The sequence below is a fragment of the Stratiformator vulcanicus genome (assembly GCF_007744515.1).
In the GTDB taxonomy this organism is placed as follows: Bacteria; Planctomycetota; Planctomycetia; order Planctomycetales; family Planctomycetaceae; genus Stratiformator; species Stratiformator vulcanicus.
The window spans coordinates 3,446,720-3,472,635 of record NZ_CP036268.1 but is presented as its reverse complement, the minus strand read 5'-3'; the positions used below and the strand labels follow the sequence as shown (position 1 = coordinate 3,472,635).

The window sequence follows — 25,916 nt, the reverse complement described above, 5'->3', positions numbered from 1 at the left end:
GAGTTGAGTTTCGATCGCAATCGAGATTACGTAGTCGGTGATTGGCTTGTCATTCGGCAATGATCACTGAATTCAGGCTATGTGATTGATCGCCTCTTGTCGCTTGCGCGACACGGCCCGTTTGGGCCGTGCTACCCGATCAATTCAAGGAAGAACTGCGATCCACCACCCCAGCCACCCGCCGTTAATGTGCAATCCAGTGCTGCCGTCGATTCTGCTTCAGTAGATCGAGCACACTCTGACCTTCGTCGTTCTTAATGCTCACGTCGCCGCCAGCCGTTTGAAGCATTTGAAAGATCTCTTTCGAACTCACCGACATCGCGCAGTCGTGCATGGCGGTGTTTCCCCAGTTCTGAACACGGTTGGGATTTGCCCCGTTCGACAGCAATATGCGCACGCACTCCGCGTGATTGTTCCCGACCGCGTAACCCAGAGCGGTCTGTTTATGGTGATCGAGCGAGTTCACGTCAACGCGCGTCGCCAGGCGTGAGACCGTTTCGACATCATTGACGATGCACGCGGAAACGAGCGCTCCAATGATCTTGTCGTCGGGCAATGCGGCCGCGTCTGCTTTCGAAAGGAACAGCCGCGGATCGTCAGGCAACAGGTCCATCGCGTCGGCCGCCCCCATCACGATCCAGCCATACTGCTCGTCGACTTCATAGATACCGTCCAGTTCATCGGCACTGGCGGATGAGAGAGCCGACTTGAAACGCTCCAAGGCTGCCGGGCTCGCTTCCAGAGCATCGACGAGGTCGAAGTAGCCGAAGAAGCCACCATTCGGCTCAACGGACTGCGCGATCTGAATAAGTACTTGAGCGATCTTGGCCATGTGTCGGCTAACTTAGCTTGGGTCAGAAGCTGGGTTGCACAACATCTATGAGACGCTGGGTGGCTGGGGACGGGCACGATTAACGACAATGCTCGTTTTGCATAGGTGCCCCCGCCAATCTCAAGCCGCCCGCCCCCAGACGGTGGGTTGATGATGACCATGTGTCGCAGCGCGATCAAACTCGACGGCTTGCAATCACTACCCCGCGCTCGCTGGGGGCGACGAGAGGGTCGTCCCCTGCCAGTCTGTCTTTTGATAAGATGGGCGTCCAACGAGAGCGCAGGGAGTACCATGAGCGAGCGACAGCGGGTGTGTGCCATTGAAGATGTGCCGCCGGGGAAGGCGGGGGAGTTTGTTGTCGATGACCGGATCGTGGCGATCTATAACGTCGACGGAAAATTCTTCGCGCTCGACGGAGTTTGCCCCCACGCCGGCGGTCCGCTCGGCAAGGGGCATCTGATGGGGACGCGGATCACGTGTCCCTGGCACGGGTGGCAATTCGACGTGACGACCGGCCGACACTGTTTGACGCCGAACATCGAACAGCAACGATTCGAAGTGACGGTTGAAGGCGATGACGTATTTGTCGAGCTCTCTTGAGGAGCGAGGAGCGAGGAGCGAGGACCGAGAAGCGAGAAGCGAGAAGCGAAAAACGAGAAGCGAGAAGCGAAAAACGAGAAGCGAAACAGTAGGGCGGGCTGTGTCCGCAGGGTCTAGAGTTGAAAGTTAGATAGATGACGGAGGGACGCTCCTGTCTCCTGTCTTCTGACTTCCCGCTTCTCGCTTCCCGCTTCCTGCTTCCCGCTTCTCGCTTCTCGCTTCTCGCTTCTCGCGATCGCTGGCGGGCATAGCCCGCCCGACGAAATCGCGACCCTTCGCGCTCGACGTTCCGACCTTGCGGCGCGAATGAAATCGCTTCGCTGGCGGACCAGTTCGTGGTGGATCGGCGTGCTTTCGCCCCGTCATCTGTGCGAATCGTGTTTCTTGTTATGACCGCTTCGATTGACTGCCGATAGGAAGGCGGGGCCATCGTCGTTTCATGCGGCGCAGGACCGTCATTGGAGCGCGGACCGTTCGCGCACGACGGAAACCTGCGGGCCTGACCCACGGAGGGAATCGTCATGCGGTCGACTTGTTGCGGACTGATCCTGTTCGGCGCCGTCGCCATGCTCTTATCGGGCTGCGCGTCGTTGTCGAGTTCCCTCTCCTGCACGTCGGACGATTGCGGCGAGAGCGCCTGCACGACCGCCGAGTGCGTCTCGGAGACGTCGGTCGGGGACGGATGCAGTCCCGGATCGTCCTCAGGCAGTGCGTGTAGCAAGTGCGGCGACCGCTGCGGATGCTCGGCTGATCGGCCCGGCCCGATCGGCGAAGAACAAAAATGCAAAAAGGGCCTCGCCTGGCCGCCCTTCCCGCGACCGGCCAAAGGGACGACCCGACTGGTCGATCAATACCACGCCGCCAAATACTGGCCGTACCCTTATGTCTGCCAAGATCGGGAGCAAGTACGCAACTTGATCGCCATTCAGCAGCAAAACGGCTGGATGCAGGCCCTCACGCTTTACAGCTACCACTTCGACCCGGCCACTCATGAACTGACGGCACCGGGACAGGTCCATCTGGATTGGATTCTGCGGCACGCTCCGCAGACTCAGCGAACCGTCTTCATCCAGTCGGACGGCGACTCGATGATCAGCAACGCCCGCCTTGCCAACGTCGAAGCCGCTTCGACCGAGCTGATGGCCGGGGCGAACCTCCCGCCGATCATCCTGCGAACGGCCATGCCGCAGGGACGTCCGGCCAACGAGGTCGACGCGATCCATCGGGCCGCCCTCGCGACGCAGCTCCCGCCGCAGATCAACTACGATGCCGCAGCCATTTCCGGCGGCGGAAGCGGTAGCTAAACGATACGCGTCCCACTCGTCTTCGTTGAAGTTTGAAGTTCTATGAGCGCAGGTGCCTCCGGAGACCGTCACGGATCGGTTTCGCCATCAACGACCGAAATCGCGGACGAGGCCAATCGTCCGGGTGGTTCCGCCGGAAGCCCTTCGCGACACGCTTCGACTCAGGAACTATTCTCGTCGCTGTTTCCCGCGGAGCGGAGTGCCCTGCCGATGGGCACGCCGTACCGGGGAGCCGAAGCGGGCGAATTTGCAGCGGGCGGCGACACGGCCCGCACCATTTCCTCGGCCATTGCGGACCGCCAGCCCGATTCGTCTGAGGACCACAAGCTGCAGATGCGCGCGATCGAGCCGCCGCATACGCCGACAAACATTGAGAGGTCGGGGCTGACGTCCGCGACCGTTCAAGAGCTGATCCTGAAGACGCTCTATCTGTCCGACCGGCAGTATGGCGTAGAGATCGCCCGCGAACTGCGGCTGCCGTTTCAGGTGATCGAGGCGCCGCTGAGAGTTCTCAAAGACGAGAAGCTGCTCGAAGTTCCCAGCGGGCATCCGATCGGGCCGGCGTCTTACCAATTCCAACTGACTCAGATGGGGCGGACTCGATCGCACGAGGCGTTCACGCGATGTCGCTATGTCGGCCCCGCCCCGGTCCCGCTTTCTGATTACGAAGAGCAGTGTCGCCGACAATCGGTCGCGGGGCTGCGATGCACACCGAATTCGTTGGGTAAGGCCTTCAGCGATTTGATTATGCGGCGCGATCTGCTCGCCGAACTCGGCCCCGCGGTTTGCAGTGGACGCTCCGTATTTCTTTATGGTCCACCCGGAAACGGGAAATCGATGGTCGCCCGCGGCCTCGGGCGGTACCTGAACCATTACGGGGGCGAAATCTTCATCCCGTACGCGATCGAGGCTGAAGGCGCGATCGTGACGATGTTCGACCCGACGCTGCACAAGGCCGTCGATGGCGATGTCGCCTCTCAACCAGCCGGGTCGGCCGAGACGCTGGGAATGGGCAACGAAGGCAACATCGACACACGTTGGCGACGGATACGTCGCCCGGTCATCATTACCGGCGGCGAGCTGACGCTCGATATGCTCGATCTTCGCTACAACGCCGAAAGCAATATTCACACAGCGCCGATGCACGTGAAGGCCAATGGCGGGGTCTTTCTGATTGACGACTTCGGGCGGCAGATCGTCTCGCCGCGCGACCTGCTGAACCGCTGGATTTTGCCGCTCGAAGAACGCATCGACTATCTCACGCTGGCGACCGGCAAGAAGTTTGCGGTTCCGTTTGAGCAGATGATTGTCTTCTCGACGAACCTCGATCCGCGTGAGTTGGTCGACGAAGCGTTCCTGCGACGAATTCGCAACAAGATCAAAATCGGTCCGCCCGACCGCGATCACTTCGGCGACATCTTTAAGTTTCACTGCAAGTCTCGAGAGATTCGCTATGTCCCCGAAGCTGTGGACTTTCTCTATTCGAACTATTACGACCGCGGAAAGACGCCGCGTTCGAGCGATGCCCGAGATTTACTGGAGACGATCATCTCGATCTGCCGATACGAGAATCGGCCGGTTCGGTTAACACCGGAACTAATGGCCGAAGCGACGAAGCGGTTCTTCTGCCAGCTGTAACTCAATGCTGCCGTTCGGCGGCTCCAGCGGCACGGGCTGTGCCGCCGCTCCATGAAATTCGGTCGGCGATACCACGGATGGGCTACGCCGGCCGCACAAGGAGGTGCGAGTTGGCTGCCACTCCACGTCATGCTGCCGTCGTCTTGATCCCGGCAATGCTCTGCGCGCTCACGGTCGGATGTACGTCGTCCGGAAGCAGCACGTTTACAACGTTCACCCGCAAAAACATGGTGCCGCCCGATGGGACTCCGTTAGCGCCTGCCACGGCCGACGATCTAAGAAATCCCGAGCGGCTGCACTTGAGCTACGCGGCCTTACAGTCAGAAGTCGGCAATCATGCCGCGGCACGCAGCGCCTTCGAACGCGTGTTGCGTAAAGACCCGAAGTCGGTCGCGGCGAAGCTCGGCATTGCCCGAATCGACGAACTGGCCGGTCGCTATCAGGTCGCCGAAGAAGGCTACCTCTCGCTTGCCCGTGCGAATCCCGATAACGCCGAAGTTCAGCAGGCTGCCGGTCAGTTTTACGCCGGCCGAAAGCAATGGGAAAAAGCGATCGAATACCATGGCCGCGCGGTCGCCGCCGCGCCCATGGATCCGCGCTATCGCTTCCCTCTCGGAGTCGCACTCGTTCACGCCGAACGAACAGCCGATGCCTTTCCGCATTTTGTAGCGTCTGTCGGACAAGCGGAAGCCCATTACAACGTCGGCTATCTGCTTTATGAGAAGGGCAAGATCGCCGAGGCCGAGCGTCAGTTCCTGACCGCTGCGACATTGAAGCCCGATCTGGAACAGGCGGTGGCGATGATCGACGAGATCCGCCGCGAAAACGAAGACCGGGCGCTGCTGGCGAACGGCACACTGACACCGGCACCGCAGCCGCAACCTGCTCAGCCTTTGCAGCAGGTCAGCGGTCAACAGGTCAGCGGTCAACGGGGCGAGACCCGCAACGTACGTAACGCCGGCGCGTCCAACCCTCAACCGAGCTCTGAGGGCGGAAGAAATACGACCTCATGGCCGTCCGGCTCGTTTGATGCGGCCGCACCGTCGTCCGGTCATCCGACCATGACGCCTGCTCAACTGGAGCAACTCCGCAACCAGCGGCTTGGTGGTTTCGGGGATTGATGCAATTCGCGGGCGTGAGACTTCACGGTGGAAGAAGACCTCGATCAGACTTCCTTAAACAAGAGGTGATTTGCCCAGTCGAGTTTTGTCGCAAAATCGATTCCGACTTGCGATAGGTCGGCAACAATCTCCGCATGTGGGCGTCTGTCAGCACCGCAAAAATCTCTCGTATTTGATGAGCAGAAGACTATACAGGTCTCACTGCCGACTTCAATTAACTGGCGTCCAAGAGCCAAGTATTGTTCTAAAATAATGCAATCCTTGATTTCGCTGCCTCGACCTGCCGGCGGTGTTTTTGTCATTATGCGTCGAGTTGCCCGATTGTTACTTTCAGTGTCGATGTCGATTGTGAATGCCAGATCGAGTAAATCCTCTGAAAGCTGGCGAAGCGACTGATCTAGCGTGCATTCTGTGTAAAGCGGTCGCTCAAATTTTAATTCAACGTTGATATCTTCGCAAATGTCATGAAAAATCTTCGCGGCTTCGTCCATCTTGGAGAAATGTCGGATGGTCTCTTCCTGCACTTGAGGCACGTTATCATTCCACTCACGCCGAACAACTTCCGAAACAGCCAGCCGGCACTCTTGTTGGTCGAGGCTCTCTCTCAATCGCACCGCCGCTGACGCAGCTCTCGGAATCTCTCGATGTACTGAACGGACCACGTCTAAAAGAATGCAGGTATCCAGCAGCATTATTGGAAGTTCGGAATTTGCGAATTCGTTGGCAACTTCTTGAACGGAAGGCATCCGAGGTTTCTTTCTCAGGCGACATCGGCAGTCTGCGCGAAACCAAGGACTTCTCTTGCTATCGAATATTCCATCGCAAGCTCAGCGGCGATCTCTTCGCCCCATCCACCTTCTTCGATTAACCAGCGTTTCAAGTCGGCTGCTTCCAGTGTGCAATTCTCCTCGTGTGCTTTAACGACAAATGCGAGCCATCTCGCGCGATCATTCGGATGAGCCGCTCCAGTACTCTTGTTTGCACAATCGGAGAATGCAGCCAAGAGACTCTGTGTTGACTCGGACATCCACTCATTCAAATCGACATCTGCCTCTGTAAGACGGTGCTGCAGATTATGAGCGGCTGGACGAAACACTTGGTTATAAAAATCGAGCAACAGATTATTGTATTCCGCTACATCAAAGCCTCCGCTCTCGGTAGGTATGACGTTCGAAACATAAAACAACTGCTCCCCCTTCTCCGTTAAGAACAGAAGCGCGCCGGGTAGTGAAGTGCCAGTATTGCACCGGAAACAATATTTCCGACGCGTCGATCCGGCCGACATTGTACTAACGCGTGTCTCAGCTTCTTTGTCACGCGACCAATGGGCTGCACTGCTTTGAGTCATTTGAGAAACAGCCTCGTCCATCTGCTCTCTCGTGGCTTCGACGAAAAGTTCTCGAAACACTTTCATTTGTTATTCCCATGTTGCGAGGTAATTCTCGACGAGATTATTTTAGGCAAGTTCTGTTGCGAGTGGAAATACTTGAGGACCCATTCGACGCAGCAATCCTCCGCTCGACTGGCTGTTCATGTACTAAGCGCCGAACGCCTCTATTTGCACTATCGTCTTTTTCGAGAAGATCGCAATCAGATATGCCCTGCCCAATTGGCACTGACGTTATCCGAGCGGCTGCTTTGCTCCGCGAGGGCGGACTGGTCGCGTTCGGTACGGAAACCGTTTACGGACTCGGGGCGAACGCGCTCGATCCGTTGGCGGTCGCGAAGATCTTCGCAGCCAAACAGCGACCAAAGTTCGATCCGCTCATCGTCCATGTGTCCAATGCCGCGACCGCTCGAGAATTGGTCAGCGATTGGCCCGATCGCGCTACACGACTCAGCGAGAAATTTTGGCCGGGACCACTCACGATCGTGCTTCCGAAACGGGAATGCGTGCCTGACCTCGTCTCGTCGGGTCTCTCCACCGTCGGCGTACGTGTCCCAGCGCCTGATCTCGCACGAGAACTCTTGAAGGCAGCCGGTGTTCCTGTCGCCGCGCCGAGCGCAAATCCATTCGGCCGCATCAGCCCAACGACCGCAGCGCACGTGGCTGAGTCGTTGGGCGGTAAGATCGATTACATTCTGGACGGGGGCCCCTGCACCGTCGGCATCGAGTCGACCGTCCTGTCGCTCGCCGTATCAACGCCGCAACTGCTTCGCCCGGGGGGCATCACGCGGGAGGAGATCGAGTCGGTCATTGGTCCCTTCGGATCGAATGGAGACGGAACACGACGAGGCCCCGCCCCAAGCCCCGGCATGCTGTCGAAGCACTACGCACCGCGCAAACCGCTCTCGATCGTGACGTCGTTCTCACAGATCGACGAGCCGACGCGAAGCGGGCTGCTGCTGCTCGGACCGGTCGAGAGAGATATCGAGCCGGCTGCGCTGGAGCAACTCTCTTCCGAGGGCGATCTCACCGTCGCAGCGGCCAGTTTTTATGGCGCTCTGCGACGACTGGACGCTTCGAGCGCCGAGCGAATCTATGCCTTCCCGTTCCCCGACGTCGGCCTCGGCATCGCCTTGAATGACCGCTTGAACCGCGCCGCAGCCGGGTCGGGGGACAGGGAGGCGTGAGAGGCGAGTGGGCGTAAATTCACGCCCACTCGCACCGACGCTTGATCATGTCCTCGAAAGCGTTACCGTAACTCTCGGCCCAGGTGCTCCATCGCTTGTTGCGGTTGGAGAGAATAGGGAAGACGGTGAGAATCCGTCGCGGACCCGCCGCCGTAATCGGAGATACATTCGCGAACACGCCACTGCGCGCCGGCCGCCTCTTGTGCCGGAATATCGACGATGTCGTCGATCGTGTGGGAAGGCCGCGGGTGTGACTGTCCGGAAGTCGGAAGACCTGCCTGTGAGCCGGATTGAGCAACGTCCGTCGGGGATCGGACGAAGCCACGTGACGGCAGATAAATTCTCACGCCAGCCCGGGCGTAAGCCGCCGGGCATGTGTTGAATCGACTTGGGTGCCGGGGGCGTGTCGCCCCCGCATCGAGAGGCTCGCTCAACTTTTGCGCCGGTACCAAGTGCGACAGCTTCGCGAGTTGGAGGCGATGCAATACGCGAGCGAGTTCAACACTGCGGGGGCGACACGCCCCCGGCACCCTGTGAAGAGAAGCTCGACAATTTGAGAATGCTGCCGTCTCTTTCGGAGAGACGCTGAGATGAATAAGACACGAAGCGGTGCCGCAAACGCACCGCGAGATCGAAGTCCGCGCCGCGTGCGCGGCTTCACGCTGATTGAGCTACTGGTTGTGATCGCGATCATCGCGATCCTGATCGCGCTGCTGCTGCCCGCGGTGCAGCAGGCTCGGTCCGCGGCAAGAAGCGCACAGTGCAAGAATCGATTGAAGCAATTAACGCTGGCGCTACACAATTATGCTGAGACTCAATTGGAAACGCTGTTACCCTATGTTGTAGAAGACGAGCGTCATCAGGCGTCCTCCGACGGGACAGTTCAATTTTGGTTCGGGCTCGTCGATTACAACGCAGCGTTTGACGCGTCGGACGATGTACTCGACTTCGCCAAGGGACCGCTCGCCCCGTTCATGGAAACGAACTATACCGCTTTCCAATGTCCCGATCTCGGCCCCGGTCAAATCGAAAAAGTGCGATTCCAGCGATACATAGGGGCTGACGGAACGATCATCGAAGCCCAACGCCCCGCGAGCGGATATGCCTACAACGGCTACTTTCTTTCGCGAAGCTGGTACGCGGAGCGAGAGCATGATACCGGCGGCATTCGCCCTGAGATTCCGCTCGGCTCGTACGACCCGACCGGGCCGATTAAGCCGCTTTGCAGAAAACTCAGAGACGTGCGGCAATTGACCCAGACCATCGCCTTCGCCGATTCTGGTCAGGTCACGGCAACATATGCTCCGCCGACATACTCTGCCGGACCGCCGTACAGTTTTGAGGAAACGTGGATCCTTGAACCGCCAAGCAACAACTTTCCGAATATCCACTTCCGCCATAATCGGACTGCGAATATTGCCTTTCTCGACGGACATGTCGAGACGATAGGGCGAGCGTTCGCAATCATGTCCGGTGGCGATCCTGGCAACTTGAACGGAGTTTCCGACGGCCAAGCGCAGCGAATGGACAAGGAGAACCTCGGCTTCGCCTCGCTCGGCAATCTCGATGATCCTGCCTTGCAGGACGAACTCTACGACCGTGACTGACGGGCGAAACTGATTGTCGCCGTCCGATTGACACCTCCCGCGCCCGTTGGCAGAGTCCAACGGGTGCGGATTCATTCCCGAAAGGACTTCGCAAACCAAGATGAATTTCGATCAACCTTCCCAAACCGTTCGCTGGCCCGTCGTCGCGGCGATTGCTGCCATGGCGGTCCTGTTACGCATCCTGCCCTACCTGCTCGGCAAATTCGGCGGGCTCAGCATCGATCCCGAAACGACCACGTATCCGTGGAACTTCTCACCGATCTTACCGCTGGCTCTGTTCGGCGGCGCAATGCTCTCGCACCGCGGACTCGGAATCGGACTGACCTTCGCCCTGTGGTTTGTCGGTGATTGCCTGATCGCACTGATTTACGGCCCCGAAATGGGATTCTACTCGTCGCAGATTTTCGTCTACGCCTCGATGCTGCTGGTCGTGATGCTCGGCTGGACGCTCAAACCGGGCCAATGCACGTGGGTCGGCGTGTTCGGCCGCGGCCTTGCGGGGGCTGTCGCATTTTTCATGCTCACGAACTTCGCGACGTGGGTCTTGGCAGAGTGGTCGACCTATCCGATGACGCTCGCCGGCCTCGTTAAGTGCTATGTCGCGGCGATTCCGTTTTTCCGCAACAGCCTCGTCGCGATGGCGGTCTATCTGCCGGTGCTGTTCTGGTTCGCCGTCGCACCGGAGCAACGCCCGAACTTTGCCCTGCCCTCCTTGAGACGCGTTCATGCCTGAGCCGCGGATCGTTTCGCTTATCCCCTCGGCGACGGAGATCGTGTGTGACCTCGGTCTGGGTCACCAACTCGTCGGTCGTTCGCACTCCTGTGACCAGCCGGAGGTGATGCACCTTCCCGAATGCACCAGCGTCTCGATTGACGTCGAGGCGAGCAGCAGAGCGATTGATGAGCAGGTGCGGGCCGCCGGTGAGACGTCGGTGTATCGAATCAATGAGGCCACGCTCGCCTCGCTGCGGCCCGACGTCATTCTCACGCAGGGGGTATGTGACCTGTGCGCAGCGGGTCCGTCACTGGTTGAGGCGGCGATTCGGCAGTTCGATCCGCAGCCCGACGTCTTTGCGTTTTGCGCATCGCGACTGGCCGGGGTGTGGGAGGAAATCGAAGAGGTCGCCGAGCATCTCGGCGTCGCGGAGCGGGGCCGTGAGTTGGCGGCCGATCTGCGATCGCGCGTCGCCACCTGTTTCGACGACGCGGCCGATCGTCCGCGGCAGCGGCTCGTGTTTCTCGACTGGATCGATCCGCTGATGACCGCCGGGCATTGGATTCCCGATATCGTCGCTGCCGCCGGCGCGGAGGATGTGCTCTCGAAAGCCGGCAGCGAATCTCGCTCCTTCGAATGGAGCGAGCTGCTCGCCGCCGATCCGGATGTGATTCTGATCGCTCCCTGCGGCTTTTCGCGACAGCGTGCGATGGGGGAACTCGGCGTCCTGGCGGAGAAACCGGAATGGTCGAAGCTGCGAGCGGTCAGCGACAATCAGGTTTTCGTCGCCGACGGTCAAAAGTTTTTTAATCGCCCCGCCCCGAGCCTCGCCGATTCGGTCGAAATGCTCAGTGCGATGCTCATAGGAGACGAGTCGGTCGCCGAATCCTGGGTCCGCCTCGACGCGTCCGTCCTGTTCGAGGAGTTCAGTTGATGAGTCATCACACGACACGAGCCCGCAGCGCAAGCCGAGTTCTTGCGAGTGACCCATCACGGAGTGGCCCGGACAGCGTCCGGGCGGCGAAGCCGCAAGAGCATTCAGCGAACGGCCTCGCACGACAATTCAGGTGCGACACCTTTTCGAGGCCTGAGTTCAATACTCATGTCGCCGGGCGTCGTTTCTTCCGTTCAATGCTCGGCATTCTTGTGTCATTCGTGACGCTGGTTCCGGCTTCCGCGGAGCTCAAATCTAGCGTGCTGACAATTGCCGGGACGGGCGAGCAAGCCGCCACCGGCGATGGCGGGCCCGGCCGAACTGCCGCGGTGGCGGAGCCCTACGGTGTCGAGATTGGGCCCGATGGGGCGCTCTATATCTGCGAGATTGCCTCGAGCCGAATACGCCGACTCGACCGTCGTACCCGCGTCATCGAAACCGTCTTGAGCGCGAGTCCGCCGGGTGAACCGGCTGACGATAAGGACGCGGGCTTCTCAATCAAGCAGCCCTACGAAGTCCGCTTTGATCCCGAGGGGCATCTGTTTTATGTCGATATGCCCAATCACGTCGTCTGTCGATTTGATCGCCAAACGCGAAAGGTGTCAGTCGTGGCTGGCACTCTCGGCGAGAAAGGCTTCGCCGGCGACGGCGGACCGGCTGACAAAGCGAAGTTCAATAAACCCCATTCCATCTGTTTTGACGGCAACGACGGACTGTTGGTCTGCGATATCGGCAATCACCGCATCCGGCGCGTCGATCTGAAAACCGGGCGAATTTCGACATTCGCGGGCACCGGAGAACGAGGGTCTACGCCCGATGGCGCTCCGCTCACTGGTACTCCGCTCAACGGACCTCGCGCCTTGGACTTCGATGGCGATCACACGCTGGTTCTGGCGCTGCGCGAGGGCAACACGATCTACACCATCGACCTCCGCGAAAAGACGCTGCGGCACGTTGCGGGCACCGGTGAGAAGGGCTACACCGGCGACGGCGGCCCGGCGAAGGAGGCCAAACTCGCCGGCCCGAAAGGCGTTGCCTTTGGCAACAATGGCGTAATCTACTTCGCCGATACCGAAAGCCATACGGTCCGACTGATCAACCTAACCAGTGGCCTCATTCACACGATTATTGGAGACGGGAAACGCGGCGACGGACCCGACGGACTCGAACGCCACTCGCGAAATTGCCGACTCGCTCGGCCCCATGGTATTTGCGTTGATAAAAAAGACTTCGTGTACGTCGGCGACAGCGAGAACCACAAAGTGCGACAGTATTTTCCAGCATTTTAGCGGAGGGCGAACCTCGCTTGTCGCGACGGCGTCGGAGACGTAGATTATCGCTCCACACCAAGCCCAGGTGGCGGAATTGGCAGACGCGCTAGGTTCAGGTCCTAGTGTCCTTAAACGGACGTGGAGGTTCGAGTCCTCTCTTGGGCACTGCCACCAAAGGACTTACGGCGATTGCCGTGAGTCCTTTCTCTTTTGGCCGAGACGGACCGCGGACAAATCGCGGACAAAATTGAGGTCACATCGCGAGTCAATTGCGACCTTCAGATTCCCTGCAAGTCGTCGTACTGGGTAGCTGACCGGAGCCCATCCGTCCCTGGGGCCGCCTTCCGCCGCCTGCTGGTTCCGACGCGGTCGCAACTGAGGTGTTCGCAGCCGTCAGAGTGTCGGGAGACTGAATGGTGAAGCCTTACCGACTCGACTTCGTCAAAGATACGACGGCACTCGACAGCTTCGCCGCGATGTGCGCGTGCTACGGCCCGGTCGAGGTGCGGTGCTTCAACCGGCCCTCTGACTGGTTCGAGGCCGATGCGTGGGATGCCGACTACTAGGTGATCGGCGAGCGATTCAAGCCTCGTTCGCAAGCCTTCGACCGCGAGAGTGGCATCTGGTTTACGGCGATGCTGCGGCAAGGCTTTCGAAGCGACATCCCGATCGTGATGTGGACCACCGAACCGGTCGAGGACCTCGTCGTCACCACCGGCGTGAGCGTCTTCTTCAATCAACTCGCGGGTTCCGCCACCATGAGGGCGTTAACTGAGACGGCCCTGCAACTGGCCGAGTCATACCGAGCGGGTCTTGAGGCAGGCACGGCGGCCCCGAAACGGGCATTAGGGTCAAGCATCGACGTTGAATTGCCGATGCCGCCTTCGATCCGTGAGCTTCTGGAAGCCACCGAAGAAAGGAGACATCTTGGGCAATCTTGATCGGCGGTCTCGACTCAATCGAACACACCGCGAATCGCGGCCTCCTTCACCTCGGGCAGTAGGTGCCGGTAACGTCTCCGCATCTCTTCGCTCGTGTGGCCAACGAATTCGTCGATCAAGCGTTGGTCGACGCCCTGCGACGCGAGGTTGCTGATAAACGAGTGCCGGAGGCAGTGCCAGCCCCGGATCACCTTCCAGCGGCTTTGCTTCAGGACAAGTTGAAATGCATCGTGCGCCTGCTCCGGAGTGAGCGGTCGAATCGGCTCGGCCTCGCTTTCACTCGTGATCCCAAAAGTATGTGAACCGCCCGGATGTTGCTCCAACCATTCATCCAGTGCCTTACGCAATCGGCTTGAGTGCGGGACTCGCCGAGTCGACTGTCGGCCCTTTCTGCGTTTCTTCTCGCGGATGATCAGAGAATCCTCGCGGATGTCCGAAACCTGCGACCGCATCAGTTCGCTCCGCCTCGCCCCGGTGTGGGCCGCGGCCACGACCATCGGGTAGAGGAAAGCCTGACGTGCATTCGCGCGAACGTGGTCGAGCAATTTGTCGATCTCTGTCGTTCGCAGATAGAGCGAATCCCACAATTCCCGCTGCTCGGCCTCGGACAGCCCACCGGTCTTAATCTGCCGCGTGATTTCGTCATACGTCTGAAACGCCGGTTTCTCCGATGACTTGGGCATCTGGATGTCGCCCACGTCCGGGAAATCATTTGGCAGGATTCCTCGTTTCCGCGCCCACCGCCATACGCGACGCAGGGTCGCGATCTCCTTCTGAATCGTGACGGTCCCGATATTCCGGCCACGCTGCCCTTTCTCCCGACTCCGACTGCGGACGTAGCGGTCGAGTGTGTTGAGGTCGATGTGCTCAGCGATGATCTCATCAGGGCCGAGAATCCGCAGTAGATTCTGCCGGTGGGTTTTCATGGTGGCGATCGTGGAGTCTTCCAGCGCCCCGTCCGGCAACGAGTCGAAGAACTGGCCGAAGACCTCGACCAAGGCTGGTGCGGCAGGGACATCCGGCTCTTCCTCGTCGATGACTTTCGGAGCCTGCGTCAGCTTCCCATCAGATAGCAGAAACGTCGCGATCTCGGCGTCTTCGGGAACTGTCAGGCGACCGCTCTTCACGTCACGGATCGTCTGCTCCAGATTAGCCCGCATCCGGTCCGCCTCACGTTCGTCGTCGGTGCCGAGCGACCGCGTGAATTTGCGGCCGCCGAAGCGGAAGACGACGTTGTAGTAGCCGGTGCGGTTCTCCAGCGATGCCATGCGAGTCGCCTGACAGTCTGCCCCAAGGTGTCCGAACCTCCAAATCGATCGTGCGTGCCTCTTAACGGCGGCGACGTGGATCGATCATTGACGGTTCCAAACTCGGTGTCGGTCGCAACAGGTCATCCACACTTGGTGTGACGGGCGACGAGCGGCCGCGGCCCGTGGTTGCGGATGCGATCCAGTTCCTCGTGGCTGATCCGCCACTCACGCTGCCGGCCGATGCCGGAGGTCTGCTTGACGGCGTCGATCCGCCCCAGCCGGCACCACTCGCGGACGGTAAATTCGGCGCGGCCGACGATCTCGGCCACCTCGGCGGTCGTATAGAACTCCTTGGTCGCCTTCTGTTCGGCGATCGCGGCCAGTGCCGTCTCAATGCGATCGAGACGGATTAAAACTTCATCGAGCATGAGAGGCTCCTTCAGTTCGCAATTAAGATGGATCGTTAAAAGGAATGAAAAAGCCGATGAACCGCCTCGGGGCGGCTCATCGGCAAGTGCAGTCAGTCGCCGAGCTGGATTTCGGCCTCCAGGTCTTCGACGTAGCGCTGGGCCAGCTGGAAGGCCCGGACGACCAAGGGCAGTTCCCCCAGGTTAAAGCTCTGCGTGTACTTCACGCCGTCGCCGTCGCGGTAGCGCTTCTGAACCGACACGGACCGAATGGTTCGCTTGGTCCCTTCGAACTCCACCTCGTGGGCGAAGACCGAGGCACTGACGGCACCGACCCGAAACACCTTCTCCGGCGGATTCGTCTTCGACTTCTGAGAACGTTTTCCAGCCATGACTTACCTCTCTGTGTAAGGAGCGATTGACGCGCAGCGCTTCCGGCCGACGCGGCTGAAAGCGGTGGAACGATGCCCCGAGTTCGGTTCGGGCGCAATCAGATCAGCGACTTTCTGGGTCGGCCGATTCGGCCTGGCTGCTGCGGACGCGGAAGGCGGTCTGCAAACACTTCCAGCACAGCGGTGCGTCCTTAAGGAATTCATCTGAGAACGTGGCGACAACGCACTCACGCTCCTTTTGGCACCAGACGCACTCTTCGTCCTCGTGAAACTCGCTCAGTACGACCTGCATCGGGACTCTCCTCGCGGGGAATGGATGCGCGCAGCGGCAACGTGGGGCTACGCGAAAGAGGGAAGCACCCGGAGCGGATGCTTCGGAGAGTCGGCCCATGAATGGCCGTGGTGTGACCGGTGCGTTCACGGGGATCGCCCGAAGGGCGTCGCTGGCGAACACTCCCGGTGCTCCTCTCGACGAGAGGATGGCGAGGGCCGTCAGGGCGACCCTCAACGTCAGTCGTTATTCCTCGTCTGAAGACGATCTGGCTTTCGCTTCTCGTTTCAGAATTTCGAACCAGCTCTGCCGGGCGAGGGCTTCCACGAGCGGAAGGTCATCCCGCCCAAACGAGCCGGTGGTCTTGAATTCGTCGCCGTCCTTATAGGTGCGAGTGATCGACACCTTATGAAACGGTGAACCTTTCTCGGACCGATTCTCGAAGATGCTGGCCGAAATGCCGCGAAGCTGGAATTTCTTCACGGGCTTATTCTTGGAATTCTCCTTTCGTGATTCAGGCATGATGAAATTGGGTAAGAAACGAAACATCCACACGCGTCCGCCCGGCCAGACCCGACCCTGATCGGGATGACCGGACGCGACGCAAGGCGTGTGGCTCGATGGGAGCGGTTACGGCCGCCCCGGTGTCCGACGCTTACTGGCAGCCGCAATCGTGGCGGGTCGCCAGCTTCATGTCCTCGATCTCGATGAAGTCGTTCCATGCTTCGGCGACTTCGTTCGAGATGTTGCGATAGGAAGGCAGTTCTTCCCACAGCTTCGACTCGTCGTAGTCGCCGATCAGGACGATCCGGTCGCCGGCCCAACGGCCGACGACCGAGTCTTCGGGCAGGACCATCGGAGCACCCTCGCGGGTAATCCCCGCAGCCACGACGGCGGCAATATCGGCCGCACGATCTTCGATCGACACGATCTGCGGCGGCGGACTGTTGTAGTCGCCGCCTCCGCCTTCGGAACTCTTCCGCAATAGCAGGGTCAGGACGGCTCCCTGGGGATTGGCCGCCCATTCCCAGAGTTTGGCACCTCCTCCGAGGCACCACGGGCAGACAACCTCTTTCTTGTCGAGGTTGACCGCTTTGAAATACTGTCCCATGAGAGAAAAGGGGAAAGGAATGACTCTCCGGCAACGACTGCCGGAGGACAGGCACCGCGCGGCCTGGCCGTTCGCTCCGTCCGTAACCGGAGTGAGCGACGATGACCGTGCGGTGATCGCGTGGCGGCCGACCAACGGCCGGCCGGAAATTAAACGTGGGAAGTCGGACGGAATCGTTCACGGTGCCGCCTCCTCACCGACCCGCTTAATCAGCGGAACCCGGTCGTCGTGGTGGCAGCAGCCGAGCAGCGGCTCGAAGAACAGATTCGTTTCATTCAGTTCGTCGAAGGCCGCGAATCGATAGACGCGGCGGACATCGTGTTCGGCATTCTTTTTGGCGAAGGCTCGACGGAGTTGATCGGCTCTCTTTCGTGAGGGCGCGACGAACAACACGAAGAAGAATGCCAGCGTCGTCTCCGGAAAGTGCCTCCGGTGCCCTTCCCGCTCCGACAGCAGTCGATAGCCGGGGCTCTTGCGGGCGGCGACGCGATCGTGAAAGAACGTGTCACGATCCTGCTCCAGATAGATGACCGCGTGCTGGTCATGATAGGAGATCACGAAGGCCGCATCGGGAATGCAGAAAACCTTCCGCGGTCCGTCGAAGTCGGTCCGCAGCATCCGGCGCTTCTTACGGTCCGTCTCCTCGGGATTCAGATATTCGTCTTCGTGAACCCATCGCGTGAGCTGCACTTCACCCTCCTGGGATTTGGTAGCGCGATCGAAAAGGCGGTGCGTCTCGGCGACGGCAACGTAGTGAAACAGGTGCTGCGGCTGCGATGGCTCGACCGGTTTCGCCAGGAGCATTTCATCGTCGAAGTGGCCGGCCAGAAACTCGCGGCCGGTCGACGTCAGGTGATAGACCGGGCTGGCCGCACCGTCCGCCGGGCCGACGACCTGCAGGGCGCGTTTACGGACATAGCCGTCGCGCGTCATCTTCGATAGTCGACGGCGCGTGATCCGACCGCTGCTGTCGTCCGGGAAACAGTGTTCGCGAATCTGCCGCGAATTGAGGAGGAAGTACCGCGCTAACGCGGCGAGCACTTCGATGTCACGTTCCTGTAACACCATCGACGGATTCCCTCGGCCAAACTTTTCCACGCTCTCACCCACACGACCATCGGTCGGCGGCATCGAAAGAGTGAAGAGCGACGGAGCGCCGCTCTTCAAGGAGAGCCGGTCTCGCAAAGAGACCGCAAAGTTCAGCCGGTGAAGTCGCCTACAATGCCGTTCGGCATCTCCGGCGAATCCGCCCAGCCTCCGAGCAGTGCGTTCGACACGGCGAACACACGCACGGTGTTTCCTTCACCCTCGAAATAGAAGCACCAAGTGCCCCACTCCGATCACCATGTGCAGTCCGAACACCACGAGTTCCAGTTCCGATCCGGGCAGAATCTGCGGCCGGAATTTCGAAAGCGGTCGGGCGGCCCATCGCACGAGTCGATGATACCGCTTCAGGAGTTTCCACATAAAGGTGATGGGTAATCAATTAAACCCGCCGAAACGGGAGTCGAGGTTCTTGGACTCGGTCGGCCAAAGCCTCCGTGTCAGGCCCCAGCGTCTCTTAAGACCATTCACCTCGACAGAATGCAATTAGAACATCCATGCTCAGAATTGCAATCATTTTTTGGAGGGGGCAGCTTTACCGCTGCGCATGCAGCGGTGCCGGAGTGAGCGGAAGGCCTCCCCGTGGGCGGCTCACTCCGGCATGGGGTGCAGGGGCGTAGCCCTTGCCCCAGCCGCATAGCGTAGCGACAGCGGAGCGTCCGGCATTCGCGAGAGCAGCGAGCGAGGATGCCGGGATGCGGGTGGGGCAAGGGGTCGCGGAGCGAGCCCCTTGCACCCCAAAGCTGGGCGGGGCATCAACTTCGGTCAACACCTCGGGTGTCCGGGGTTGGACAGGCAACGGACACCCTCCGGACACCCCTCCCGGACAGGGGGCGGACACGCAGATCGGGTCCGAACTGGCGGCTGTCGGAGAGTTGATTTCACCAGACTTTTTCACTTGCGCCACCCGAAATTCAGGCGTAGTCTGGCTGCGTGAACTCCCCTTCCCAGGACCCACTCGCCGGCGAAATCCCCTCCGTGCTAGAGAACTACGGCGTCGATACGACGACCGGGCGATTACTGCGGCAGGGGGATGCGAAGCTGATGCTGAAACGGATGGCCGAGGCCGAAGAGACGATCGCCGAACAGGAGCGAATCAATCGCGAAGTTACCGATCGCATCGAACTGTCGGTGGCCGAGAAGCGGCTCGAACTGCAGTACCTGATCGAGTTCGGTGTGCGGGCCAGTGAACGGCAGGCGTTCCAGGTGCTCCTGAGCGAAGTTGCCGAGCACGGCGGGTTGACACTCCGCGAGGCGGCGGGCCTGGCTCATGCCCGCATGACGGCCATCAATCAAAGCTCGAACGGCATCGACGAATTGTCGCTCGATCCGGACTCCCCCTCACTGTCGGCCGCCGTGGCCTGATCGGGACGGAAATTCTGTTGCGGACCGGCCAGTAGTTTCGCGCGCAATTCTTCGGCCTCTCGATCGGCTTCGCCGGCCGAGATGAAAAAGTCGGAATCGAAGTTCCTCTCCTTCAATCGTTCGACGGCGGCGGCGATCTCGGGCGAGTCGGGGATGTCGATGTGATCGAGCTTTATCTTCCGAATCTCATCGGTGTCCGCTTCCTGGTAGTAGGCTTCACCGACTTTCAGCTTGCGGATTTGCTGGCCCCATTTAACGACGAACTCATCGAATCCTTCGAAGGTGAGGCTGCTCGTCTCGCGGAAGGTCTTGTGGATGGGGACGTTGGTTTCGCTTTGGCCCTCGCTTGTGCCCGAACTTCTCGCGGAGGTTCGGCCCTGCGATTGCCCGGACTGGCCGCTGGTGCCGCTCGTGATGCCGGTGGTGTTGTTGGAATAGCCGATCACGTTCGGATTCAGCGTGCGGCTTTGTGAATCGCCCCGTGAGGTCGAGTCCTGAGTCATGTCAGCATCGGACGTCGTCTCCGTCGACGACACGTTTCGGAACCACTCGCGCCGATAGCCCGTAATGATCTGCTTCACGCTGGTGCGGCGATCCTTGATCGTCATCGGATCGAACGTCCACTTCGCCAGTTCCTCAGCGACGATATCCGCATCGACCGCACTGTTCTTGAACATCAAGCGGCTCTGTGCCTGCCAGATCATCTGGACCAGGTCGATATCGTTTCGTTCCAATTGAGAAAACGATTGGTGCGCGAGCACCATCCGCAGCCCCATCTGACGCACGGTCGGAATCGCCTCCTGAATATCGGGCGTCACGTAGTTCTGGAACTCATCCATCACCACGTAGGTCGGTTCGACGACGTGGCGGCCCTCGGTCGTCGTCAGCCTGGCCGCGGTCTCGAATAACTCGTTGAGCGCGAGCGCTCCGATGGTGTGGGCGATGAAGGCGGGAATCCGACCCAGCGTGGCGAGATTCAACAGCACGATTCGCCGTTCGCGGATAAATCGTTCACAGTCGAAGCGGCTCTTCATGACGCCGAACATCCGCCGCAGATTGACCGACTCGAAGAACGGGTCGAGCCGGTTGCGGGTCGATTCAAGAATCCGGGTGGCTTCACCACCGCGGGCTTTCAGAATCTCCTGCCAGTGGTAGCGGATGTCGCCGGGAATGTGGGAGAGAATGGCCTCGTGCTCCGGCGGTCCCGGATGAAGCAGATAGCGGCACGTCGCGATCGGCAGGCCCATCATGGCCGCGGCACAGAACGACTTATACAGCCACTGAAACAATCGCGGCTGTTCGGCAAGACTCTGCGCCTCCCACGCCCGCAGCACGATATCGACCGCCCGCATGGTCTGGTAGTAGCGGTTGGCCTCGGAGGTATGCAGCAGCGGATTAAACGGGAGGACGACATCTTCGCGGGCCGGTTCGATATAGACGAGTCGACGTCGAAGGTCCTCCGTGCTGAATCGCGGGTGGGCGATCAGCTTCAATAGGTCGCGTGACAGATTCCCCATCGGGTCGATGACGAAGATGCAGGACTGATTCGGCTTCGGATTCAGCATCAGCGGCCGGAGTAACGTCATGATCGCCGAGGTCTTACCGGCCCCGGTCGCCCCGATCATGTGCAGGTGCGTACGCAGCGTTTCCGGCTTGACCGTTCGTTCGCTAGCGGATTCGGCGTCAACCCCCAAGCGGAGCGGTATGTGAGCGGATAGCATGTCAGCACACCTGATCCAGCCGCATCACACGGCACGATCGAGATTGTGTCGAAGCGGATTCGGACAAAGAATGACCTTGCTTCTCTTAGCGAAGAATGCAGGTACACAATTGGAGCGAATCCCCGCCACCTTGATCACCGATCTATAAGAAGGTGGCTATTGATCCTCGTAGGCCTTTACTACGCGAAGCATGAATGTGGCCACTCCGGTCGCATTCTCCATTCCCGGGTTTTCTGCAAGCATTTCTTCCGCTGCCGTGTCAACGATTATCGCATCTCCCGTTCTACCGTTTTCTTTCTCTTCCAGCATCTCTCGCCCAATCTTGACCGCGATTTTCGCCTCGGCGTCGGACATGCCGGGGAACGCCTTTCGAACGGCTTTTTCCGCCAGATATTCGAATGACTGCTCCACGGCTGCCCGGAGGATTGCGTCGACGATGCTCTTATGCTGCCCCTGCATTACCTCGGCCGCATAAAGCCACTCAATGTCATAGATCGCACCTTTGTGATAGATCGCGCGGACACGTCCGACATCAATGCTCGGCAGGATTTCGTCGTTGCTCGTAAATATGCAATACTTGGAAGCGGGTTTCCCGCCTTCCGATCGCCACTGAGCCCAATGCTGATAGGCAATATTGATGGCCTTGACCTTGAACGATTTGTCGCCCTTGCTGAGCACGGTGATCCGCTCACCCTCAAGAGCGCGGAGACGCTCAGTCGTCATGAATTCCGGAGGCATGATCGGTACATCACGGTAAATCCCTAATGCAGACCGGAGTCGTCTGTGGCGATCTACAGAATCTTCGAACACGACTCTGTTTCCGACCACAATTGAGTCGATCGGCTCAGCCTGGTACTGGTTGCGGTCGCCGAAACTGTGATTGGTGGCGTCGATCTTGCCATCAACCACACCGTGCAGTGTCACCAGCCACGCCAGACCATGCTTTAATCTGAGACTCGCTCGCTTTCCGCGACTCTGCTTGACAACGTCGAAGAGCCGATCCTTCGCCTCTTTGTCCATCCGATACGTCGGCCGCGAGTTGGAACTATTCGATCGACGCGACTGCGCAAAAAGCACATCGGAACTGGACACAAGCAATAGAACGGCCAAGAGTGTAGAAATGGTCCTCATGATGTGGCTCCAAATTGAAACGCGGGAACTGACACGAAGGCAGAAGTCCTGTCGATGATTAATGAGCCGAAGCCGGCTGATCTGCGTAGCGGCAACGCCAAAATCGACCCGCACACAATACCGTCCAGCCTATCCCGCACAATCCTGTACACCACCCGTCTTCAATGACGACGACGCGTGCAATCCCCAGATGCCTAAGGGGTAGTACCGAGATTGACGGGGGCGTTCACCGAGGCATCTCCTGTCCGATCCGACGAGGTATGACCGTGAGAGGTCAGTGTTCGCTCAAGCTCGAATTGAACGTTCGCTAACAGAGCTTCTTTCGTCTGGGAATCGAAAGCGCTGTTGAGAATTGCCTGTTGACGTTCTGCGAGTGTCGCAAGTTGGTCAGGCAGATTGAACGAGCCCTCTCGGGCATCGTCCGGTTTGCTGAAGTCAAGAACTAATTCTCGAAGTAACGTGGCCCGGCGTTCCACCTCCTCCGGCGGGAGGTCATCTCCGAGGAACGTGCCGAAGTATTCGTCGAACAGCTTCCTCGGCATTGCAGCTTTGATTTCAGCGGCATGTCGGTCGTAGACCAGCTTTGTTCGGAACCGAGCGTCCTCGCGGCGTCGCTGCTCGGAAATCCTTTTTTCCTCATGCAAAGTCTGCTGCTCTGCGTCACTTCGTCGATGAGTTTCGCGGTGAGCCCTCAGCCCTTCCTCTTCATGTGATCGGGATTCATACGGTTCGTCGGCCAGCGGACGCGAAATCCAGGTAGGCCGAGAGAATCTGGTCGTCTGCATAATTCTCCGTGCATATCTATCCACGACCCGGTAAACCGGGAGCGCAATCGAGAGAAGTATCCAGGAACCGCCAAGGACAATGGCTGCTACGATCACGGTACGGAAGACCGCATCGACGAGTTCAACTTCTGTTGAAAAACCAACGAAGCCGAAACGATACGTCAGATAGGCAACAAAGCCACATAGCGCCACGTGTCCCCCGTAGCGTCGAACATCAGGTGAGCCGGAAGTCGAGAGTTGACCGACATAGAGGAACACCCCGGCGGCCAACGTCAGGGGCACGAAATTGCCATGATCCAGAACATCGACAAGGCGATGAAACGGGTTCATTGGTATCCCTCACTGAAGCGGATTTCGCGACCAACAAGCGCTGACGATATCGTATTGGCCGTCAGGGGCCAGTTTTCTTGACGCTCGACAGTTCAAGTCGTGACGGAACGATGACCAACAAGCTGTTCGATTGTCACAATAACGGCTGAATTTTTAAAGCGGCTCAAACAGCCCGCCAATTCTCAAGTGACAAGTTTGGAATCCACTCGAAGTGCGGAGTGTTTCCCGTAACCAGCACCCGATCGTGCTCCAAGGCCGTGGCCGCGATGATCAGGTCCGCGTCCCGATGCGGACGACCGCCTCGCTCCCCGAGGACCCACAAGTCCGCCGTGCGGTCGAGAATTTCGTCGGTCACGGCATGCACGACGGAGTGACGACAGAACTCCTCGAACTTCCGTACTTGGCGGGTTGCACCCTTGTGTTTCAGGCCGCGAAGAATCTCGTAGCGGGTAATCGACGAAATTGAAAAGCGGCCATGCTCCTGCAGGTAGAGCGAGGCCATGGCTACGACGGAGTCGTCCTTCTGCTTCAGGACTTCCGAAAGGATGTCGGTGTCGAGCAGGGCTTCCGACATCGGCTACGCAGGGCGGCGGGACAAATCAGACCGATCGAGTGCGATCGCCTCGACCTCGGCCACGTCCTCGTCCGTCAGGCCATCGTAGACATCGCACCAGGCCGGCAGATCGGTCCTGGGCAGGGTGGCGGCGAAGTGATCGACTTGCGGCTCGCCGACGGTCATCACCTGGATGATCACCTGCTGGTTCTCACGCAGCTGCTCGCCGAGCACGGACTCGTACAGTGCCTTCTCCGGCGGCTGGAGTTCGCTGACGTTGCGGGTGATTCGCTTTTCCATATCGGCATCATACATGAAGTCTTGAAACTGCGGCAAATTTTTCGTTGACTTTCCCTGGCGGAGTCACCAACGTTCGATGACTTCATCCTCTGTCGGCTGACAAGGCGGTGATAGGCTCTCGATCAATTCGCAGGCCAGACTGGAGCAATGCGGGGCACTCTGCTCGATGCGGATACAGATCGTATTCGCCCCGTGGGCGTCAAGGCATTCGATGCAAGGGTGGTTCTTCAGAACCTCGGCGATGTTCTCGGTGCAACCGACGCTGAGCACCTCGTGATGCCACGCCCCGTCCTCCCGCGAGGCTCGGGTGATGGCGTAAACGCCCGGCTCGCTGGGCAGTGTTTCGCCGAAGGGCCGGGGGAAGAAACAGTACTCTCGTTTGTCGCGGCCGCCGAAGCTGATGTAGCCGTTCATCGGGTCGAGGGGGAAACAGGCAACTCGCGCAAGCGAATAGCGACGCGGCTGCGAAGTCGCCGACAATCGTCTGTTGACAGGGCGAGGCAAATCTCATCGATGCATTTCGGTGCGGCTGAGGTTGCTCCGACGAGGTCGGTGAGCCGTTGCAGTCGGGCGAGAAGGTCGGCGATGGTGTCGAGTTGTGCCTGCATAAGTAACTGCGGACAGATTAGCGCACCCGGACTGGGACGCAAGACTTTTTAAGCGAGTCGATTGCGCGGGGCTGGAAGCCGTGCCACACTCTCACCGATGCCAGCTGAACGGAAATCGAAGGCAGCCGCTGAAACAGTGCCGTCGCGTCTCGAACTCGAAACTCGCTTCGACTCACGCGTCGTCACGTTTCTGGACGAAGGCGTCGAACGCCCCGGAGGCATGTGCCACTGCTGCGGCAGCGGCCCGAATGAGAATCCCGGGTGGCGAGCCGATCCGTGGTACGTCTATCAGGCCGGCCTTTGTGACGGGGATGGTGTCTACTACTCGATGCTCTGCGAAGGCTGCCTCGAAGATATCCGAGCGAAGAATGCAAACCGCGAGCGAACGCTACGTGATGAATTCGCAAAACAGGTCACCGAACTCCTCGGGGACGATGTCGACGGAGCGCAAACGATGATGGATGACCTCGAAGGCTCTCCTGATTGCCGGCTGCACTGATGAGGACAGAACCGTTATTCCCGTCGTGCCAGGTCTCCTTGTCAAAAAGCCGTCGCTGTCGGAACGGAAGCGGAAGTTGAGCATATAGCACCTTTCCGTGAGCCGCCCTCCAGAATTCTCAGGCGGTGAGGGCGAGCCTGGCTTCGATCTGTCGTTCGATCGCACGCGTCAGAATGTGTCGGCGGGAGGTTTCCCAGTCATGGCCGCGGTACTTGGCGGCCTCGACCATTCTTGTCAGTTCTTGGCCCGGCAGTTCCTTCAGGCGTCGTCTTCGAAGAAAGCGGCGGTTGTAAAGACTGTTCTCGCGATAGACGTAAGTGATCCGGTTCGGGTCGAACCAGTCGTCCGGCTCCAGCGGAAGAATCTGCGGTCCTTCGTCCCAGTGTTTCAATCGGGTCGCGCTGAGCGTCTCGCCGAGGCCGCCAAACGCGATCGCCTGGTCAGACTCGACGCGAACGACGGGATTTGATCGTAGCGATTTCTCAGTGATGAAATGCATTCAATCGTCCGCGAGAAATCGATTGGCCCACTTGTTGGCCAAACATGCCTCAG

General features: G+C 59.4%; 31 protein-coding genes, 1 tRNA gene and 1 riboswitch. Of the genes, 14 read left to right on the top strand and 18 right to left on the bottom strand.

What is annotated here, in order from left to right; translation table 11 throughout:
* Positions 1-184 precede the first annotated feature (184 nt).
* On the bottom strand, positions 185-832 hold the full coding sequence (locus Pan189_RS13645) for an ankyrin repeat domain-containing protein (RefSeq protein ID WP_145364529.1): 648 nt from the start codon (positions 830-832) through the stop codon (positions 185-187).
* Between the two features lie 291 nt (positions 833-1,123).
* Between Pan189_RS13645 and Pan189_RS13640 the strand changes: the two genes are divergently transcribed.
* The 4 genes from Pan189_RS13640 to Pan189_RS13625 all read left to right on the top strand — a co-directional run bounded on the left by Pan189_RS13640 (position 1,124) and on the right by Pan189_RS13625 (position 5,495).
* Positions 1,124-1,432: a Rieske (2Fe-2S) protein gene (locus Pan189_RS13640; protein ID WP_145364528.1), complete on the top strand. Its 309-nt coding sequence runs from the start codon at positions 1,124-1,126 to the stop codon at positions 1,430-1,432.
* Positions 1,433-1,953: 521 nt separating this feature from the next.
* Positions 1,954-2,736: a hypothetical protein gene (locus Pan189_RS13635; protein WP_145364527.1), complete on the top strand. Its 783-nt coding sequence runs from the start codon at positions 1,954-1,956 to the stop codon at positions 2,734-2,736.
* A gap of 42 nt (positions 2,737-2,778) precedes the next feature.
* Positions 2,779-4,374, top strand: a complete 1,596-nt coding sequence (locus Pan189_RS13630) for a DUF8689 domain-containing protein (protein ID WP_310820474.1) — start codon at positions 2,779-2,781, stop codon at positions 4,372-4,374.
* A gap of 110 nt (positions 4,375-4,484) precedes the next feature.
* On the top strand, positions 4,485-5,495 hold the full coding sequence (locus Pan189_RS13625) for a tetratricopeptide repeat protein (RefSeq protein ID WP_310820473.1): 1,011 nt from the start codon (positions 4,485-4,487) through the stop codon (positions 5,493-5,495).
* 44 nt (positions 5,496-5,539) lie between these two features.
* Here the strand turns inward: Pan189_RS13625 and Pan189_RS13620 are convergent, their stop codons facing one another.
* Complete coding sequence (locus tag Pan189_RS13620) at positions 5,540-6,241, bottom strand: PIN domain-containing protein (protein WP_145364525.1); 702 nt, start codon at positions 6,239-6,241, stop codon at positions 5,540-5,542.
* A gap of 14 nt (positions 6,242-6,255) precedes the next feature.
* Complete coding sequence (locus Pan189_RS13615; protein WP_145364524.1) at positions 6,256-6,909, bottom strand: hypothetical protein; 654 nt, start codon at positions 6,907-6,909, stop codon at positions 6,256-6,258.
* Positions 6,910-7,091: 182 nt separating this feature from the next.
* On the opposite strand from Pan189_RS13615, the gene Pan189_RS13610 reads away from it, so the two are divergent.
* From Pan189_RS13610 to Pan189_RS13580, 8 genes are all read left to right on the top strand, one after another.
* Complete coding sequence (locus Pan189_RS13610) at positions 7,092-8,069, top strand: L-threonylcarbamoyladenylate synthase (protein WP_145364523.1); 978 nt, start codon at positions 7,092-7,094, stop codon at positions 8,067-8,069.
* A 64-nt stretch (positions 8,070-8,133) separates the two neighbouring features.
* Positions 8,134-8,365: riboswitch (cobalamin riboswitch) on the top strand.
* A 294-nt stretch (positions 8,366-8,659) separates the two neighbouring features.
* Positions 8,660-9,676 (top strand): DUF1559 family PulG-like putative transporter, encoded by a 1,017-nt coding sequence (locus tag Pan189_RS13605; RefSeq protein ID WP_145364522.1) that lies wholly within the window; start codon positions 8,660-8,662, stop codon positions 9,674-9,676.
* 100 nt (positions 9,677-9,776) lie between these two features.
* Entirely contained in the window at positions 9,777-10,409 is a 633-nt protein-coding gene (locus Pan189_RS13600; protein WP_145364521.1) for a DUF6580 family putative transport protein, read from the top strand.
* A complete protein-coding gene (locus Pan189_RS13595; protein ID WP_145364520.1) occupies positions 10,402-11,325 on the top strand; it encodes an ABC transporter substrate-binding protein in 924 nt (307 codons plus the stop codon). Before Pan189_RS13600 ends, Pan189_RS13595 begins: the two co-directional genes overlap by 8 nt.
* A 260-nt stretch (positions 11,326-11,585) precedes the next feature.
* Entirely contained in the window at positions 11,586-12,614 is a 1,029-nt protein-coding gene (locus Pan189_RS13590) for an NHL domain-containing protein (RefSeq protein ID WP_310820472.1), read from the top strand.
* 61 nt (positions 12,615-12,675) lie between these two features.
* Positions 12,676-12,761: transfer RNA gene (locus Pan189_RS13585), tRNA-Leu, on the top strand.
* 248 nt (positions 12,762-13,009) lie between these two features.
* Positions 13,010-13,162 carry a hypothetical protein gene (locus tag Pan189_RS21420; RefSeq protein WP_310820471.1) on the top strand — a complete coding sequence of 51 codons (153 nt, stop codon included), beginning with the start codon at positions 13,010-13,012 and terminating at the stop codon, positions 13,160-13,162.
* A complete protein-coding gene (locus Pan189_RS13580) occupies positions 13,163-13,537 on the top strand; it encodes a hypothetical protein (RefSeq protein WP_145364518.1) in 375 nt (124 codons plus the stop codon).
* Positions 13,538-13,551: 14 nt separating this feature from the next.
* Here Pan189_RS13580 and Pan189_RS13575 read toward each other — a convergent pair whose 3' ends face one another.
* The 8 genes from Pan189_RS13575 to Pan189_RS21415 form a co-directional block, all read right to left on the bottom strand.
* On the bottom strand, positions 13,552-14,805 hold the full coding sequence (locus Pan189_RS13575; RefSeq protein WP_145364517.1) for a tyrosine-type recombinase/integrase: 1,254 nt from the start codon (positions 14,803-14,805) through the stop codon (positions 13,552-13,554).
* A 122-nt stretch (positions 14,806-14,927) separates the two neighbouring features.
* Entirely contained in the window at positions 14,928-15,215 is a 288-nt protein-coding gene (locus Pan189_RS13570) for a helix-turn-helix domain-containing protein (RefSeq protein WP_145364516.1), read from the bottom strand.
* A 92-nt stretch (positions 15,216-15,307) separates the two neighbouring features.
* A complete protein-coding gene (locus Pan189_RS13565) occupies positions 15,308-15,586 on the bottom strand; it encodes a hypothetical protein (protein WP_145364515.1) in 279 nt (92 codons plus the stop codon).
* A gap of 103 nt (positions 15,587-15,689) precedes the next feature.
* Positions 15,690-15,878 (bottom strand): hypothetical protein, encoded by a 189-nt coding sequence (locus Pan189_RS13560; protein ID WP_145364514.1) that lies wholly within the window; start codon positions 15,876-15,878, stop codon positions 15,690-15,692.
* Between the two features lie 225 nt (positions 15,879-16,103).
* The gene (locus Pan189_RS13555) at positions 16,104-16,379 is read right to left on the bottom strand and encodes a hypothetical protein (protein ID WP_145364513.1); all 276 of its coding nucleotides are present in this window, start codon (positions 16,377-16,379) and stop codon (positions 16,104-16,106) included.
* 133 nt (positions 16,380-16,512) lie between these two features.
* Complete coding sequence (locus Pan189_RS13550; protein WP_145364512.1) at positions 16,513-16,968, bottom strand: hypothetical protein; 456 nt, start codon at positions 16,966-16,968, stop codon at positions 16,513-16,515.
* Between the two features lie 177 nt (positions 16,969-17,145).
* Positions 17,146-18,036, bottom strand: a complete 891-nt coding sequence (locus Pan189_RS13545; RefSeq protein WP_310820469.1) for a replication-relaxation family protein — start codon at positions 18,034-18,036, stop codon at positions 17,146-17,148.
* A 234-nt stretch (positions 18,037-18,270) separates the two neighbouring features.
* Positions 18,271-18,435, bottom strand: coding sequence for a hypothetical protein (locus Pan189_RS21415; protein ID WP_310820467.1), 165 nt, complete (start codon positions 18,433-18,435; stop codon positions 18,271-18,273).
* A gap of 570 nt (positions 18,436-19,005) precedes the next feature.
* Between Pan189_RS21415 and Pan189_RS13540 the strand changes: the two genes are divergently transcribed.
* Entirely contained in the window at positions 19,006-19,437 is a 432-nt protein-coding gene (locus tag Pan189_RS13540) for a hypothetical protein (protein ID WP_145364510.1), read from the top strand.
* Here Pan189_RS13540 and Pan189_RS13535 read toward each other — a convergent pair.
* From Pan189_RS13535 to Pan189_RS13510, 6 genes are all read right to left on the bottom strand, one after another.
* Positions 19,365-21,158 carry a type IV secretory system conjugative DNA transfer family protein gene (locus tag Pan189_RS13535; protein ID WP_145364509.1) on the bottom strand — a complete coding sequence of 598 codons (1,794 nt, stop codon included), beginning with the start codon at positions 21,156-21,158 and terminating at the stop codon, positions 19,365-19,367. The two genes, Pan189_RS13540 and Pan189_RS13535, sit on opposite strands and share 73 nt — an antisense overlap.
* Positions 21,159-21,314: 156 nt before the next feature.
* Positions 21,315-22,289 carry a hypothetical protein gene (locus tag Pan189_RS13530; protein WP_145364508.1) on the bottom strand — a complete coding sequence of 325 codons (975 nt, stop codon included), beginning with the start codon at positions 22,287-22,289 and terminating at the stop codon, positions 21,315-21,317.
* Positions 22,290-22,483: 194 nt separating this feature from the next.
* Positions 22,484-23,404 carry a hypothetical protein gene (locus Pan189_RS13525; RefSeq protein ID WP_145364507.1) on the bottom strand — a complete coding sequence of 307 codons (921 nt, stop codon included), beginning with the start codon at positions 23,402-23,404 and terminating at the stop codon, positions 22,484-22,486.
* Between the two features lie 163 nt (positions 23,405-23,567).
* Positions 23,568-23,978, bottom strand: coding sequence for a type II toxin-antitoxin system VapC family toxin (locus Pan189_RS13520; RefSeq protein WP_145364506.1), 411 nt, complete (start codon positions 23,976-23,978; stop codon positions 23,568-23,570).
* Positions 23,979-23,981: 3 nt separating this feature from the next.
* Positions 23,982-24,293, bottom strand: a complete 312-nt coding sequence (locus Pan189_RS13515) for a hypothetical protein (RefSeq protein ID WP_310820466.1) — start codon at positions 24,291-24,293, stop codon at positions 23,982-23,984.
* A 27-nt stretch (positions 24,294-24,320) separates the two neighbouring features.
* Complete coding sequence (locus Pan189_RS13510) at positions 24,321-24,737, bottom strand: hypothetical protein (protein ID WP_310820465.1); 417 nt, start codon at positions 24,735-24,737, stop codon at positions 24,321-24,323.
* A gap of 225 nt (positions 24,738-24,962) precedes the next feature.
* Here Pan189_RS13510 and Pan189_RS13505 point away from each other — a divergent pair, with 225 nt between their 5' ends.
* Positions 24,963-25,364, top strand: a complete 402-nt coding sequence (locus Pan189_RS13505) for a hypothetical protein (protein WP_145364503.1) — start codon at positions 24,963-24,965, stop codon at positions 25,362-25,364.
* A 118-nt stretch (positions 25,365-25,482) separates the two neighbouring features.
* Here Pan189_RS13505 and Pan189_RS13500 read toward each other — a convergent pair whose 3' ends face one another.
* Positions 25,483-25,863: a hypothetical protein gene (locus Pan189_RS13500; RefSeq protein WP_145364502.1), complete on the bottom strand. Its 381-nt coding sequence runs from the start codon at positions 25,861-25,863 to the stop codon at positions 25,483-25,485.
* Positions 25,864-25,916 lie beyond the last annotated feature (53 nt).